This is a genomic window from Marinactinospora thermotolerans DSM 45154 (assembly GCF_900167435.1).
Classification (GTDB): domain Bacteria; phylum Actinomycetota; class Actinomycetes; order Streptosporangiales; family Streptosporangiaceae; genus Marinactinospora; species Marinactinospora thermotolerans.
This window is the reverse complement of the sequence record NZ_FUWS01000001.1, coordinates 140,657-154,970: the sequence shown is the minus strand read 5'-3', so window position 1 is coordinate 154,970 and position 14,314 is coordinate 140,657. Positions and strand designations below refer to the sequence as shown.

Genomic DNA, 14,314 nt, shown 5'->3' with positions numbered 1-14,314 from the left:
CATGGGACATGCAGTGTGTGCAACAGTGATTTAACAAACAGGACATGTCAAGGGTCACTTTGGGAGTTCGATGCTCATTCGTGATGTGGAGACGTTTGTGCTCAAGGTCCGCGGCCCCGCCGCCTACCTCGGAGCGCTTCCCGACGGCACCGAGCTCACCGCCGACGCCGGCTACCGGGTCCGCGAACCCTGGCGCAGCCTGTACTCGGCCTCGTTCGAGACCCTGCTGGTCCGGGTCGAGGCCGAGGACGGCACCGCCGGCTGGGGTGAGGCGCTGGCGCCGGTCGGCCCCGAGATTCCCGCCGAGATCGTCGACCGGCTCCTCGGCCCCCAGCTCATCGGCTCCGACGCCGCCGCGCCCCGGCCCGCCTGGGCCCGCCTGCGCGCCCTGATGCGCGAACGCGGCCACCTTGTCGGCCACCAGGCCGACGCACTGGCCGCCCTGGACATCGCCCTGTGGGACCTCGCCGGGAGGATCAGCGGGCTCAGCGTCGCCCGGCTACTCGGCGGCGCCCACCGCGACCGGGTCCCCGCCTACGTCTCCGGCCTGCCCCGGCCCGACGACGCCGGACGCGCCGAACTCGCCCGCGCCTGGCAGGAGAAGGGCGCCCGCACCGTCAAGCTCCACCTGGGCTACGGCGTGGACACCGACCTCGCCACCGTCGACGCCGTGCGCGCCGCGGCCCCCGACCTCGACGTCGCCGTCGACGCCCACTGGCGCTACGGCCCCGCCCAGGCGGCCCGGCTCGGCCGGGAGCTCGCCGACCGCGGCGTCGTCTTCCTGGAGGCGCCGCTCGCCCCCGAGGACGTCGACGCCCACCGCCGCCTCGCCGACCGGATCGAACTGCCGATCGCCATCGGCGAGACCCTGCGCACCCGCTACGAGTTCGCCCAGTGGCTGGCCGCCGGCGCGATCGGGCTGGCCCAGCCCGACGTCGGACGCACCGGTATCACCGAGGCCACGGCCATCGCCGAACTGTGCGCGGCCCACCACGTCCCCCTCGCCCCCCACCACTCCGTGGCCTTGGGGCCGGCGCTGGCCGCCGGGCTGCACGTCAGCGCCGCGACCGAGGACAGCCCCTTCTTCGAGTACCAGCCCACGACGGTGGAGACCGCCGCCGCCCTCGGCTTCGCGTTCGACGTCGGCCCTGACGGCTTCGGCCTGGACGAGCGTCCCGGCCTGGGCCTCGACGTCGACGAGGACCGGATCCGCGCCACCGCCACGCGCCACCACGCCTGCGCCCGGTGACCCCCGCCAGCACACGACCACGACGAAAGGCCGACATGACCCAGCTCAGCGGGCTCCTGCCCATCCTCGCCACCCCCTTCCGACCCGACGGCTCCCTCGACACCGAGGGGCTGCGCCGGCTGGTCCGCTTCCAGCTCGCCTGTGGGGTCGACGGGCTCGCGGTCTTCGGCATGGCCAGCGAAGGGTTCGCGCTGACCACGGCGGAACGCGCCGAGATCCTCGCCGTCGTCACCGAGGAGACCGCCGGCGCCGTTCCCGTCATCGCCGGGGTCAACGGCACCTCGGCCGAGATCGCCATCGAGCAGGCGCGGGCCGCCGAGGCGGGCGGCGCCGACACCCTCATGGTCCTGCCGCCCTACCTGGTCAAGCCCGGGCCGCGCCAGGTGGTCGACTTCTACGCCCGCGTCGCCGCCGCCACCGGCCTGGACGTGATGGTCCAGGACGCGCCGGGCGCCACCGGGGTCGCCATCGCCCCCGACGTCATCGCCGAGCTGGCCACCCTGCCCGGCGTCACCTCGGTCAAGGTCGAGGCCCCGCCCACCGCGGTGAAGACCGCGGCCGTGCGCGCCGCCCTGGAGGCCCACGGCGCCCAGGCGGTGCTCCTGGGCGGCCAGAACGCCTTCTTCCTGCTGGAGGAGTACGCGGCCGGCGCGGTCGGCACCATGCCGGCCTGCGAGTTCAGCGACGTGCTCGCCGGGGTCCTGCGCCTGTGGGAGGAGGGCCGGCACGCGCAGGCCCGCCGCGCCTACGATCCGCTGCTGCCGCTCATCCGTTTCGGCATGCAGCCGGGGCTGGCCTGGGCCGTGCACAAGGAGGTCCTGGTGGCGCGCGGCGTCATCGAGTCGGCGACGGTCCGCTCTCCCGCCGTCCCGCTGGGCGCGGACTCCGCCAGGGTGCTCGCCGACCTCCTCGCCGACCTCGCCCTGCCCGGCTACGACGAGGTTCTGGCCGGTGCCGCCGCCACCGTCGGGGACGGACGGTGACCGGCCGCAGGGTCCTCGTCGTCGGCGGGTCCTCGCCGATCGGGCGGGCCATCGCACGGGCCTTCGCCGAGCAGGGGGACCGTGTCGTCGGCGTCGCGCTGGAGCCCTTCGAGGATTCCGCGTTCGTCGAGACCCTCGCCGCCGACTGCGCCGACCCCGAGGGCGCGACGGAGGCGGTCGGCCGTGCCCACGGGGTGCTGGGCGGACTGGACGTGGTCGTTCCCGCGGCGGCGGTGATGCCGGTCGCGCCCGCCGCCGAGACCAGCGACGGCCAGTGGCGCGCCGCCATCGACACCACGCTCGGATCGATGTTCTACACCTGCCGCGCCGCCCTGCCCCTGCTCGGGGAGGGGGCCGCGATCACCGCGGTCAGCTCGGTCAACGGGTTCCTCGCCGCACCGGGCCTGCCCGGCTACGCCGCGGCCAAGGCGGGCGTGGACGGGCTGGTACGCCAGCTCGCCCTGGAGTACGGGCCGCGCGGGATCCGGGTGAACGCGGTCGCGCCCGGTCTCATCGGCGGCGGTGACCTTCCCGCCGCCAGCGAGGGCTACCCGCTCCGGCGCACCGGCACCCCCGAGGAGGTCGCCGCGGCGGTGGCGTTCCTATCGGGAGCGCGGGCGTCGTTCGTCACCGGCGTGGTGCTGCCGGTGGACGGCGGGCTGTCCATCGCCTCGCCGGCGGCGTTCCTCCGTCCCGATCTGCGGGCGCGTTTCCTTCCCGGGGACTGAGCCGCGAGGTCCCCGCCCCGGCCGGGGCCGGACCTGGCGGGTGTCTTCGCCCGGCGCTTCGCACGCCTCTGCCCGGACCGACGCGGCGTCGTGGGCGTGCGAGGGGTCGCCCCCGATGAGGTTCCCGCGGATGCCGGCGAGGCCGTTGTCGGAGTTGGCGATCAACGCCGTCCGCGCAACGGCGATCCGGACGGGGCCGACAACCCGGACTTCGGCGGCGACAGGCGCGGACTGTCCGGCGGCATCCGCCCCCAGGTGCTCCGATCCGTCCCCCGGTCCGCAGGTGACCCTGTGGACCGGGTGGGAGGGCGTGGGCCATCCCTGGACGATCCCCGCCGCCGAGGACGGTGTTCCGAAGTCCTACGAGCACGGCGGGTTCTGCGCCTTTGGTGCTCCCCGGTTCACGGCGCCTCAAGGGACGGACACGACCCGTCGCCGCCGGCCCGGGGAAACACATCCGTCCAGGCCGTGGCCCGTCACACGTGGGGAGACCTCGCCGGGGGATCCACCGTCTGGTGGCCTCTCGGCTCTTTCCGGCCTCCGCCTCGGGGATCCGGTGCGGACTCCAGTGGCGCGTGGATATCGGGTGCGCCCCGCCTGACCCCGATGCGATCGGAACGCGCTCTGGTGGCTCCGCGTATCCAGCCGTCGCGTGATGGAGCCCCACGTTCGTCGGGGGGAGGCCTAGCCCCGATCCCACGCGCGGCCCGCCACCGCGCCGGAAGGCGTCAGCGGACGAACGTGGTGGACTCCTCGAAGTCGAGGCGGTGGTCGCCGTCCGTGTCGGCGATCTGGACGATGCTGTTCAGGCTGGTCCTCGCTGACCCGGTCGTCCTTCTTCCGGGCCGTCGTCAACTCGTTGACGGTGATGTAGCCGTCGGCCTCGATCCGCTCGAGATCCCGCTTCTTCTCGGCGGTATCCATAGGAGGTCATCTTCCTCTTCTCGGATTATCGGAACCGTTCCGAAAACCCGCGAGTGGTGATTCTGTAACAGCGGACGGACGGGAGGGGAGCGGTAGAAACGCCGCAGGCCTTTTCCTCGCGGGTTTTCGGAGGCCGGGGGTTTCCGCGGTTTGGGCGAGTGTTCCGTTCACTGCCGGTTGTATGTCTGAAGTGGGAGAGGAGGTATTTTATGGGAGGAAAGGAATTTTTCCGTCATGGATGTGTGGGCGGCCGAGATCGGCGAGGAAAAGTGGAAATGTGCACCTCTCGCTTATAACAGGAGATTGTTGCTTTCCGCTTCGCCGTGGCCACCCGGCGTTGGAGACTGCTGCCGTGCCGCTCCCCGAGAGGTGCGCGGCTATCGTCACGATGTCGAGGAGTCATATGAGCGAGACCGCCTACTTCGAGTTCGACTATCCGCCGGCTCCGGACAAGTTCGTCTTCGAGCTCACCGATCCCGAGAAGATCACGCACGCCCGAAGCGTCCTTTCCGGCGAAGAGAAGGAACGGATCCACGTCCACGGCAGGATCAAGAAGAGCCGCAAGCCCTACAACCCGAACTGGGATTTCCATCTCGACCCCGACACCATCCAGTTCTTCGAGGTCGCCATCGAGGTCTGTGACGCGGGCATCCGCTATGTCGATGATCACCTCGACGAGGCCGGAGGAGCGTTCCTGCCCGGCGGCCACTGGTGCCCCTGGGGATCCCGACTGATCCGCGAGGTCACCGTCTGAGCCGGTCGGGTCCCGCTCCCGTCCCGCCCGTTTCCCAGGGCGGGTGGGACGGGAGCCGTCCAGCCGGTGCGCGGGGAGAGGCTCGGGGCCGCTGACGCGCATGGTGCCCTCCGAGGAGCGGGACCTCGATGGCGAGTACGGTTCGGTCCCGGCGCGCGCCTTCGTGGCCGGGTGGGAAACCGCAGGGCTGTGCGCCTTCCGGCAGCTCCTTTCCGGTGGTCACGCGGGTTCTTCGCGATCGAGGGGGTTGGTCGAGGACCGAAGCCACCGCCTTGAGCGGGCTTTTGGCGATGTGCGCGGTCAAGTCGCGGAAGCCGAGCGCGGAGGTGCCCGAGCTGTCCGTTGATCGCCTCGGTCGGCTCATTGGGGCCGGCGGGGCGGTCGAAGTCGGGCCGGCACGTCGGCCGCGCGCTTCATCGCGGGGTGCGGCCGGGCGTGATGGTCCGGGCGAGTGCTTTCGGCGCGCTCCGGCCGACCGCTTCGACGAGCCCGCCCATCTGTTCGCGGCGGCCCCGGTCGGTCTCATGGCGGGCAGCGATCATCCGCTGACAGAAGCCCAGTGCTTCGATCTCGACGTGGACGTCGGTGTCGAACAGGACGGCGGAGTCGTCCCGGCCGCTCGCCGTGGAGGAAGGGACGTTCTTGCGGCCTCGGTGGTCGAACGCCGATTGCGCGCGGTGACGGCGGCGGTCGGGCACGCCGTGTCGGCCAGACGGACCACGGTGAGCGGAGACGGGACCGTGACCGTATCTGGCGGCAACCGCGACGCCGGCACCACCGGTCGAATCCAGCATCGGGCTCGGTGACCCGGTACCACCTGATCGGGCTCGACGCACTGATCGGTGGCGACGAGATCGGGTCTGTCCGGTCGGGCCACCCCGGTCAGGTCAGGGCGATCGAATGTCGCGGCCTCCCGCGCGCAAAGCGCCGTGCCGATGGTGCGCTCAGGGGCGTCGAAACCGGTTGCGGAATCCGCGGATTCCGGCGGCGGGGTCGACCTTGTCGAGGTCCGCCATGGCCTGATCGTCCAACTGGACCGCTGCGGTGGTGACGTTCTGCTCGAGGTGATCGACCGACGTTGTGCCGGACATGATCAGGGTGTCCTCCGCCGGCAGCCAGGCCCGGCGGATGGTCAGTCCCCACCGCCACCTCCGTCGCCCCCATCGCCCCCGTCACCGCTGTATCCCGCGCCGCCGCTGCGGTCGATGCCGTGCTTGCGCCGGTACTCACGCCACTCCCGCTGCTGCCGGTTCCATACCTGCTTGCTCATTCCCTGAGGGCGCCGAGGAGTGTTCGGGTCCTCCCAGCTCATGAGGATCATGAACCCGAGCGACACGACGATCGTCACGACTATGACCACCAGGGTCGGCAGACCCTCGAAAATCGCGCTGAACGTGTCAACTATGTCGCCGACCACGTCGCCGACCACCCCCTGAGCGTCTGGATGAGTGATGGCCCCGACCAGGGCCAGGAACACGGACCCGATGGCAGCCCCCAACGCGGCCGTCAGGACCTCGCGGATGCGACTCCAGTGGCGGGCCTGGTCCAGGTAACCGGCCGCCCAGACACACGCGGCGCAGACGAGCGTCTCCACGGCCAGTAGCGCCAGGAGGACCTTCGCGCCGGTGCTCTCCGGCGGCGCGAGCGCGAGCACGAGCAGGGTCATGCACGCGCCGCCGCTGGCGGCCGGCGCCGCCACGTGCGTGAGTACGTCGTTGCGTTTCTTGAGGCGCTTCTCCTCGGAGGAACTAATCATCTTGTGGTAGAAGTCGACCAGGATCCACAGCAGCCAGGTGCACGCGAGGGCGCATCCGGCCACGATCAGCAGCACCAACGGCATAGCGGCCCTCTGCGGTGTGACGGTGGCTTGCTCTTTACCCGGCCCTGTCTCGGCCGAAGGCCAACAGCAGTGGCCGGGTCGGGACACCGGACCGCGCTCTCGTCCAGAAAAAGAGCTCGAACGCTCGGCGCGGGACTTTGCGCGCCGAGGCGGCCGCTTCGAGGCGGGAAGCCGCCGGCGCACCCCGCCCGCCAGGGCGGTCGGGGCCACGGACGTCACCGTGGGAGCCGGCTCCCAACGGCCCAACGGGACCGCGCACCCCCTCGAAACCGGTCTGGCCGGCTTCCCGGCCGAGACCATCGACCGCGAACCGCGGGGGAGACGCCGGCCGGGACGCTCCGCGGAGCCGCCGTACCCGCGCGGGCGTGCCCTGCCGCTCCCGCCGGGATGTCCCCGGCTCGACCGGTCGCCCGGGGCCGTCCGTCGCTCCGCCGGATCCACCCCCTATCGTGTCCCCATGAACCTGGACGACCCGCAAGAGGTCGGCGCGCGCTTCGCCGCGATGATCCTCGGCGGCACGCTGAGCGAGGAGCCGCCTCCCCCCGACTCGCCCCTCGGCCGGGTCCAGGCGTTCGTCGCCGAGCACGGCGAGGACGCGCTCAGGCCCGAGCACATCCAGGCCGCCCGGGAGGGACGCCCTCTTCTGCCCTGAGTGGGGAGACGCCCCTGTGGCAAGGGGAGGCGGAACCGGGTCCCGCCGTTCTCGCGCGGCTCGGTGCGGACGCGCACCGCCTCCACCGGGCTTCGCGGTCGGACGACCCTACGCGGGGGAAACGGCGGGCGGTCCCGACCAACCCGACCGGCTCCACTCGGGTCTGCGGACCGCACCTCGAGGCGGTGCCCCGGGACGGCGGCGCGGACAGGGACAAGGCGCACAGCGGATAGCAAACACGGACGGCGCAAGCCGGTGATTCCCGGCACAACGGGCGGCCGGAGCCGAGAAAGCGGACGTGAGGGGCGTAAGGTGGCCACTCGTGTTAACCGTGATAGCGCTGCTGGGCGCCGGCCTCCTCGCCGGTCTTGTCGGATCGACCGCGGGCCTGGCGTCGCTGGTCTCCTACCCCGCCCTGCTCGCCGTGGGACTTCCGCCGGTCGCCGCCAACGTCACCAACACCGTCGCCCTCGTCTTCAGCGGAGTCGGCTCGGCCGCCGGATCGCTCCCCGAGCTCACCGGTCAGAGCCATCGCGTGCGCCGCTACGCGCTGCTGGCCGGGCTGGGCGGCGCCCTCGGCGGCGCGCTGGTGCTGGTCAGCTCCCCCGACGCCTTCGCCCGCGTGGTCCCCTTCCTCGTCGGCGGCGCCGCGCTGGCCGTGCTGCTGCGCCCCCGGGTGCCCGAGCGCGGCCGGCTGAACGAGCGGGGGGTGGTCGTGGCGCTGGCGGTGTTCGCCATCGGCATCTACGGCGGCTACTTCGGGGCCGCGGCCGGGGTGCTGCTGCTCGCCCTGTTCCTGGCGCTGTTCAACGACGCGCTGGCCCGCCTCAACGCGCTGAAGAACGTCGTCCTGCTCGCCCCCAACGCGGTCGCCGCGGTCGCCTTCGCCCTGTTCGGTCCGGTCCAATGGGCCGCCGCGGCCCCGCTCGCGGTCGGCTTCCTCATCGGCGGGCGGATCGGTCCCGCGGTGGTCCGCAGGCTGCCCGCAGGACCGCTGCGGATCGCGATCGGTATCGCCGGCCTGGGCCTGGCGGTCAAACTCGGCTGGGACGCCTGGGCCTGACCGGGCCTTTCGCCGCGCCCCGAAGACGCCGCGTCCCCGGCGCGACGGGCGCGCCGGGGACGGGCGTGGGGAAGGAACCGGAAACGGGACGGATCAGTGCGAGGTGGCCTTCTCAGCGCCCGCGCCGGTCAGCGAACGGACCTCCATCTCCGCCTGCTTGGCGTCGTCACGCTCCTTGGACAGCACCGTGCCCAGCCAACCGAGGAAGAACGACAGCGGGATCGAGACCAGGCCCGGGTTCTCCAGCGGGAACCAGTGGAAGTCCACCCCCTTGATCATCGCCTTCTCACTGCCGGAGACGGCGGGGGAGAAGACGATGAGGGTGATCGTCACGATCAGACCGCCGTAGATGCTCCACAGCGCGCCCTGGGTGTTGAACCGCTTCCAAAACAGCGAGTACAGGATGGTCGGCAGGTTCGCCGAGGCCGCCACCGCGAAGGCCAGCGCCACGAGGAACGCGACGTTCTGGTCCTTGGCGAGGATGCCGCCGACGATCGAGACGGCGCCGATCACCAGGGCGGTGATCCGGGCCACCCGAACCTCGCTGTTCTTGTCCTCGATCTTGCCCTTCTTGATGACGTTGACGTAGACGTCGTGGGCGAAGGACGCCGAGGCCGTGATCGTCAGACCGGCCACCACCGCCAGGATCGTCGCGAAGGCGACCGCGGCGATGAACCCGAGCAGCACCGGCCCGCCGAGCGCCTGGGCCAGCAGCGGGGCGGCCGAGTTCGCGCCGCCGGGGGCGGCGTTGATCGCCTCCGGCCCCACCAGGGCGCCCGCGCCGTAGCCCAGCACCAGGGTGAACAGGTAGAACACGCCGATCAGCGCGATCGCCCAGACCACCGAGCGGCGCGCCTCCTTGGCGGTGGGCACGGTGTAGAAACGCATGAGCACGTGCGGCAGGCCCGCGGTGCCCAGCACCAGCGCGATGCCCAGCGACAGGAAGTTCAGCTTGGAGATCTCGTTGACGCCGTACTGGGCGCCCGGGGAGAGCAGGGCCTCGCCCTTGCCGCCCTGCATGGCGACGGCGTCGCCCAGCAGCGCCGACAGGTTGAACCCGTACAGGCCCAGCACCCACACCGTCATCGCGAACGCGCCCGCGATCAGCAGCACGGCCTTGATGATCTGCACCCAGGTGGTGCCCTTCATGCCGCCGATGAGCACGTAGATGATCATGACGGCGCCCACGGCCGCGATCACGGCGGCCTGTCCGGCCGAACTCTGGATGCCCAGCAGCAGGTTGACCAGGCCGCCCGCGCCGGCCATCTGCGCCAGCAGGTAGAAGAACGACACCGCCAGCGTGGAGATGGCCGCCGCCGCGCGCACCGGACGCTGGCGCATCCGGAAGGCCAGCACGTCGCCCATCGTGTACTTGCCGGTGTTGCGCAGCAGCTCGGCGACGAGCAGCAGGGCCACCAGCCAGGCCACCAGGAACCCGATGGAGTAGAGGAAGCCGTCGTAGCCGTTGAGCGCGATCGCGCCGCAGATGCCGAGGAAGGACGCGGCCGACAGGTAGTCGCCGGCGATCGCGACCCCGTTCTGCGGTCCGCTGAACGCCCGGCCCGCCGCGTAGTAGTCGGAGGCCGTCTTGGTGTTGCGGCTGGCGCGGAACACGATGATCAACGTGACCAGGACGAACGCGCCGAAGATCGTGAAGTTCAGGACCGGGTTGATGCCCAGTTCCTGGGACTGGGCGGCCAGAAGGGTCGTCGCGCTCATCGCCCGGCCTCCTCGATCTCGCCGCGGATCTTGTCGGCGATCGGGTCCAGGCGGCGGTTGGCGTAGCGCACGTACAGCCCGGTGATCACGAAGGTCGACACGAACTGCAACAACCCGAAGACCAGGCCGACGTTGATGTTGCCGACCAGCTTGATCGCCATGAACCCGTGCGCGTAGTCGGCCAGCAAGACGTAGAGCAGGTACCAGCCGAGGAAGAACGCGGTCATGGGGAACACGAAGACGCGCAGGCGTCTGCGCAGCTCCACGAACTCAGGACTGGCCTGAACCCTCTCCCATGTGCCGTCGGGTGGCAGCCCGTCGGCGTGGTCGTGCTCGGTATCGGTCACCACAAGCCTCCACGGCGTAGCTCTGTCGGAATGTGTTGCGCGACACATTAAAGAGCAGAGGGTGGTCTACGTCACCTTCGTTGGCTCGAACGACGGCTGCAGCGACGAACGGTGGACGAGCGGGGGCGGGGTCACGCCGAACGGTCCGGCCGGTCCTGTTCCTCGTCCAGGTGCAGCCGCAGCATCGCGGTGACAGCCCACGGTGCGGGCCGGCCGCGCAGCGAGACCACGACCATCACGGCGAACGCCAACGGCACCGACCACGGGGCCGGCTGGGTGACGAGCACCCCCGGCCACCCCTCCAGCGGGGGGCCGAACAGCGCGGCGGCGATCGCTCCCGAGGAGGCCACCAGCCCGGTGAGCACCCCGGCCATCGCGCCCGCCGCGGTCAGCCGCGGCCACCAGATGCCCAATACCAGCAGCGGGCAGAAGGTGGACGCGGCCACGGTGAACCCCCAGGTGACCAGGAGACCCGCGTCCAGATGCGCGGCGGGCAGGGCCAGCAGCACCATCAGGGCGGCCGACGCCCCCACGCCGACCCGCAGCCGACGCAGCCCGCCGCCGGGCAGCAGGTCGTGCGCGATCGCGCCGGCGATCGCCAGCAACAGCCCCAGCGACGTGGCGAGGAACGCGGCGAAGGCGCCCGTGCTCAGCAACGCGGTGACCAGGGTTCCGGACCAGCCCGTGTCGACCTGGGCCGGGAGGGCCACCACCACCGTGTCGGTCGCGCCGGACAGGTACAGCTCGGGCACCAGCACCCGGCCCAGCAGTCCGTAGACGCCCGGGAACAGGTAGAACACCCCCAGCAGTGCCACGGTGATCGCCGCGGTCCGGCGGGCGGCGCGGCCGTCGGGGCTGGTGTGGAACCGCATGAGCACGTGCGGCAGCCCCATCGTGCCCAACGCGATGGCGAACACCACCGACCACGTGGCGAGCAACGGGTGGCCGGAGTCGCCCAGGTCCAGCAGGGGACGCCGCCAGTCGCCGTCGCCCGGAGGGGAGTTCCCGCCGACCCCCGGCACCGGCACCCCTTCGGCGAAGAGCAGGGTGGTGCCGGCCGCGACGGCGTGCTCGCCGGGCCCCAGCACCCGCGTTCCCCCCGCGGGGGAGGACACCGGGGTCGGCTCGGCCACCTCCAGCACCACGTCCACCTGGAACGACACCGGGGTGTCGCGGGCGAAGTGGGTGAACTCCACCGGGTGCACGGCCTCGTGGCGCACGTCGGGGCCGACCTGGACCACCAGCCACACCGCCGGCACGATGAACAGGACCAGCTTCAGGCAGAACTGGAACGCCTGCACGTAGGTCGCGGCGCGCATCCCGCCCAGCGCCAGCGTCGCGCTGACCACCCCGCCGGCGATCACCACCCCCACCCAGTAGGGCGTGGAGCTGACCGCGCCGAGCACCAGTCCGGCGGTGCGGAACTGCGGGACCAGGTAGAGCACGCCGATCACCAGCACCACCATCGCGGTGAGCCGCCGCAACGCGGGGGAGGCCAGCCGCGCCTCGGCGAAGTCGGGCACGGTCAGCGCGCCCGAGCGGCGCATCGGCGCCGCGACGAGGATGAGCATCGCGATGTAGCCGGCGGTGAACCCCACCGGGTACCACAGCGCCCCCACCCCGTCCTTGACCACCAGCCCGGCCACGCCCAGGAACGACGCCGCCGACAGGTACTCGCCCGACACCGCGGCGGAGTTCAGCAGCGGCGACACCCGCCGGGAGGCCACCAGGAAGTCGGAGGTGGTGCGCATCGCCGTGACCCCGAGCAGGCCGACCAGCACCGTGGCCGCGGCCAGCGCGCCCAGCGCCAGCAGCGCCACCATCAGCGCCGCTCCAGGCGCTCGGCCCGGCGCAGCTGCCAGGCGGCCAGCAGCGCCATCGCCGGGTAGGGCGCCGCCGCCAGCAGCAGCCACGACAGCGGGATCCCCAGCAGGCGCACCCGGTCGAGCTCCGGCCACAGGGCGAAGGCCAGCGGCAACCCGAACAGCAGCGCCGAGGTCAGCGCCAGCGCCACCAGCCCTTGGACGCGCTGGGCGCGGTGCAGCGCGGCGGCGCGTTCGGCGTCCTTCGGCTCCAGTCGCGGCATCCGCCAGCGCCCCCGCACCCGGCCCCGCGCGTGGGCGAGTCGGGTCTGTGGGCTGGTCACCGCGATTCTGCGGGCGCGTTGCATCAGCCGGCCCCGGTGGGGCCGAGCTCGCCGCGCCGTGCCGCCTGGAGGAGTCGTTCGCGCAGCTCGCGAGAGTGGCGTCGGCTCACCGGGACGTCACCGAGGTCGGTGTGGGCCAGCAGACCGCCCACCGTGTCGCTGCGCAGTTCGCGGATGGCCGACAGCGCCACCAGGTAGCCGCGGTGGACCCGGGTGAATCCGTGGCCGGCCCAGTACTCCTCCAGCCGGGAGATCGGCATGCGCACCATGTGCGTCCCGGCGGGGGTGTGCAGTCGGACGTAGTCGCCGTTGGCCTCGACGAACTGGACGTCGTCGCGGCGCACGTAGCGGGTGCGCCCCGCGGTCTCCACCGGAAGCGCGGCCAGCGCGTCGGGCAGTGGGGAGGGGGCGGTGGGCGGCCCGCCCGCCGCGGCCATGCGCACCACCTTCGCCAACGCCGTGGACAGCCGGTCGGCGCGCACCGGTTTGAGCAGGTAGTCGATGGCGCCGATGCCGTAGGCGGTGACCGCGTGGCCCTCGTGCGCGGTCACGAACACGATGACCGGCGGCTCGCTCAGCTTGGCGAGCAGGGAGGCCAGCTCGATCCCGTCGAGACCGGGCATGGAGATGTCGAGGAAGACCGCGTCGAACCGGTCGGCCTGGATGGAGCGCAACGCGGAGATGGGATCCCCGGCCGCCACGACCTCAGCGACCTCGGGCGCCTCCTCCAGCAGGCGGCACAGTTCCTCCAGGGCCAGCGGTACGTCGTCCACGGCCAGGACGCGCAGTCCTGCGGGCATCGCGGTCACGACGGCATCACTCCCGGCTGGAATAGGGGGACCCGGACGACCACCCGGGTCCCGGCGTTCACGGCCGTCTCCACCACCAGGCCGTACCAGGGGCCGTAGACGTGGCGTAGCCGGCGATCGACGTTGGACAGGCCGACGCTGTCGGTGCGGCCCCGGCCGGACAACAGGTCGCGCGCCAGTCCCGGATCCATCCCCACCCCGTCGTCCTCGACGGTGATCACGCAGTCGTTGCCCTGGGCCTCGCCGGAGACCTGGACCAGTCCGGCGCCCGAACGCGGCTCGATCCCGTGCCGGATGGCGTTCTCCACCAGCGGCTGCACGACCAGGTAGGGGACTGCCACGCCGAGCACCTCGGGGGCGACCCGCACCTGCACGCGCAGCCGTTCGCCCAGCACCGCGCGTTGCAGGGCCAGGTAGGTCTCGATCGCGTGGAACTCGTCGGAGACGGTCGTGTAGTCGCCGCGCCGGGCCAGGCTGTAACGGGTGTAATCGGCGAAGTCGAGCATCAGCTCGCGGGCCCGGTCGGGCTCGGAGCGCACCAGCGACGCGATCACGGTCAGCGCGTTGTAGACGAAGTGCGGGGAGATCTCCGCCCGTAACGCGCGCAGCTCCGCCTGCGCGGCGCGCTCGGCCGACGCCTCCAGACGTCCGCGTTCCAGCGCGTCGGCGACCCAGGCCGCCGCCTCGTCCAGCGCGCCCCGGCCGGGGGCGTCCACGACCACCAGGACACCGGCCAGTTCGTCGCCGGCGTGCAGGGGAACGGCGCTGGACGCCGACGCCTGCGCGGGGGCCTCGGTCTGTAGAACGCGCTCCACCAGCTCCCCGACGCCCTCCGGCCGTGAGCGGCCCGACCACAGCAACGCTCCGGTCAGGTCGGCCAGCCCCAGGCCGGACGCGCCGAGCAACCGGCGCAGCCGGCGCGCCGCCGAGCGGGCTCCCGGACCGGAGATCCCCTCCTTGAGGTCGCGCACGATGGCGCGGGCGTCACCGAGCGTGTCCATCGGATCCCCGCCCGAACCGTGTCGGCGGTCCCGATCGGGAGACCGGCGGAAGAGACGGCCGGCGGGCGACTGCATGGGCGGTCCAACGTGGATGAGGGG

16 protein-coding genes are annotated in these 14,314 nt (G+C 72.1%); 6 read left to right on the top strand and 10 right to left on the bottom strand.

Annotation, left to right across the window (positions count from 1 at the left end; genetic code table 11):
* The first annotated feature begins 70 nt into the window (after positions 1-70).
* From B5D66_RS00675 to B5D66_RS00665, 3 genes are read left to right on the top strand one after another with little or no spacing between them, the layout of a single operon-like run.
* Complete coding sequence (locus B5D66_RS00675; RefSeq protein ID WP_078759581.1) at positions 71-1,249, top strand: mandelate racemase/muconate lactonizing enzyme family protein; 1,179 nt, start codon at positions 71-73, stop codon at positions 1,247-1,249.
* Positions 1,250-1,284: 35 nt separating this feature from the next.
* Complete coding sequence (locus tag B5D66_RS00670; protein WP_078759580.1) at positions 1,285-2,232, top strand: dihydrodipicolinate synthase family protein; 948 nt, start codon at positions 1,285-1,287, stop codon at positions 2,230-2,232.
* On the top strand, positions 2,229-2,960 hold the full coding sequence (locus tag B5D66_RS00665; RefSeq protein ID WP_078759579.1) for an SDR family NAD(P)-dependent oxidoreductase: 732 nt from the start codon (positions 2,229-2,231) through the stop codon (positions 2,958-2,960). Before B5D66_RS00670 ends, B5D66_RS00665 begins: the two co-directional genes overlap by 4 nt.
* A 684-nt stretch (positions 2,961-3,644) precedes the next feature.
* Here B5D66_RS00665 and B5D66_RS24880 read toward each other — a convergent pair.
* A complete protein-coding gene (locus tag B5D66_RS24880) occupies positions 3,645-3,884 on the bottom strand; it encodes a hypothetical protein (RefSeq protein WP_144290641.1) in 240 nt (79 codons plus the stop codon).
* Between the two features lie 403 nt (positions 3,885-4,287).
* Here B5D66_RS24880 and B5D66_RS00660 point away from each other — a divergent pair, with 403 nt between their 5' ends.
* On the top strand, positions 4,288-4,638 hold the full coding sequence (locus tag B5D66_RS00660; RefSeq protein WP_078759578.1) for a BP74-related protein: 351 nt from the start codon (positions 4,288-4,290) through the stop codon (positions 4,636-4,638).
* Positions 4,639-5,051: 413 nt separating this feature from the next.
* Here B5D66_RS00660 and B5D66_RS00655 read toward each other — a convergent pair whose 3' ends face one another.
* From B5D66_RS00655 to B5D66_RS25605, 3 genes are all read right to left on the bottom strand, one after another.
* Positions 5,052-5,336 (bottom strand): hypothetical protein, encoded by a 285-nt coding sequence (locus B5D66_RS00655; protein ID WP_078759577.1) that lies wholly within the window; start codon positions 5,334-5,336, stop codon positions 5,052-5,054.
* Positions 5,337-5,582: 246 nt separating this feature from the next.
* On the bottom strand, positions 5,583-5,729 hold the full coding sequence (locus B5D66_RS25340; RefSeq protein ID WP_159457181.1) for a hypothetical protein: 147 nt from the start codon (positions 5,727-5,729) through the stop codon (positions 5,583-5,585).
* Positions 5,730-5,770: 41 nt separating this feature from the next.
* Positions 5,771-6,478, bottom strand: a complete 708-nt coding sequence (locus B5D66_RS25605; protein ID WP_078759576.1) for a hypothetical protein — start codon at positions 6,476-6,478, stop codon at positions 5,771-5,773.
* A gap of 457 nt (positions 6,479-6,935) precedes the next feature.
* On the opposite strand from B5D66_RS25605, the gene B5D66_RS00645 reads away from it, so the two are divergent.
* The gene (locus B5D66_RS00645; protein WP_078760000.1) at positions 6,936-7,130 is read left to right on the top strand and encodes a hypothetical protein; all 195 of its coding nucleotides are present in this window, start codon (positions 6,936-6,938) and stop codon (positions 7,128-7,130) included.
* 322 nt (positions 7,131-7,452) lie between these two features.
* Positions 7,453-8,193, top strand: a complete 741-nt coding sequence (locus B5D66_RS00640; protein ID WP_078759575.1) for a sulfite exporter TauE/SafE family protein — start codon at positions 7,453-7,455, stop codon at positions 8,191-8,193.
* A gap of 93 nt (positions 8,194-8,286) precedes the next feature.
* Here the strand turns inward: B5D66_RS00640 and B5D66_RS00635 are convergent, their stop codons facing one another.
* The 6 genes from B5D66_RS00635 to B5D66_RS00610 form a co-directional block, all read right to left on the bottom strand.
* The gene (locus B5D66_RS00635; RefSeq protein ID WP_078759574.1) at positions 8,287-9,912 is read right to left on the bottom strand and encodes a solute symporter family protein; all 1,626 of its coding nucleotides are present in this window, start codon (positions 9,910-9,912) and stop codon (positions 8,287-8,289) included.
* Positions 9,909-10,259, bottom strand: coding sequence for a DUF485 domain-containing protein (locus tag B5D66_RS00630; RefSeq protein ID WP_235000594.1), 351 nt, complete (start codon positions 10,257-10,259; stop codon positions 9,909-9,911). The genes B5D66_RS00635 and B5D66_RS00630 overlap by 4 nt, the downstream gene beginning before the upstream one ends.
* Before the next feature lie 131 nt (positions 10,260-10,390).
* On the bottom strand, positions 10,391-12,082 hold the full coding sequence (locus B5D66_RS00625) for a sodium/solute symporter (protein ID WP_078759572.1): 1,692 nt from the start codon (positions 12,080-12,082) through the stop codon (positions 10,391-10,393).
* Positions 12,082-12,405, bottom strand: a complete 324-nt coding sequence (locus B5D66_RS00620; RefSeq protein ID WP_235000593.1) for a hypothetical protein — start codon at positions 12,403-12,405, stop codon at positions 12,082-12,084. The genes B5D66_RS00625 and B5D66_RS00620 overlap by 1 nt, the downstream gene beginning before the upstream one ends.
* A 23-nt stretch (positions 12,406-12,428) precedes the next feature.
* Positions 12,429-13,205 (bottom strand): LytR/AlgR family response regulator transcription factor, encoded by a 777-nt coding sequence (locus B5D66_RS00615; RefSeq protein WP_078759999.1) that lies wholly within the window; start codon positions 13,203-13,205, stop codon positions 12,429-12,431.
* Between the two features lie 5 nt (positions 13,206-13,210).
* Positions 13,211-14,215, bottom strand: a complete 1,005-nt coding sequence (locus B5D66_RS00610; RefSeq protein WP_200813465.1) for a sensor histidine kinase — start codon at positions 14,213-14,215, stop codon at positions 13,211-13,213.
* Between the last annotated feature and the right edge of the window lie 99 nt (positions 14,216-14,314).